Here is a 388-nt window from a genome sequence, read left to right on the forward strand (position 1 = left end):
GCGAAGGCCCTGTACGACAAGGCCCAGACCGCCTAGGTCCCGGTGGGGCCCGGGCGGAGGAAGTCGGTGAGGGCGGAGGCCAGGGCTCCGGGTGCCTGTTCGGCGACATGGTGCCCGGAGTCGATCCCGTGCCCGCGGACGTCGGTGGCCCACCGGCGCCAGATCGCGACGGGATCGCCGTAGAGGTCCTCCAGATCGTCCCGGAGCGACCAGAGGACCAGCGTCGGGCAGGCGATGCGCCGGCCGGCGTCCCGGTCGGCCTCCTCGTGCCGCCGGTCGACCGTGAGGCCGGCGCGGTAGTCCTCGAGCATCGCCCGCACCACGTCGGGATCGCGGGTGGCCCGCCGCCACTCGTCGTGGTTCTCCGGCCCCATGACGTCGGGGTCAC

The 388-nt window shown here is 74.2% G+C and carries 1 protein-coding gene; it reads right to left on the reverse strand.

Features of this window, described 5'->3' with window-relative positions; genetic code table 11:
• Positions 1-32: 32 nt before the first annotated feature.
• On the reverse strand, positions 33-388 hold a 356-nt coding region (locus tag KDL01_RS42700), incomplete at its 5' end, for an alpha/beta fold hydrolase (protein ID WP_212534383.1).

This window comes from Actinospica durhamensis (assembly GCF_018139695.1).
Taxonomy (GTDB): Bacteria; Actinomycetota; Actinomycetes; order Streptomycetales; family Catenulisporaceae; genus Actinospica; species Actinospica durhamensis.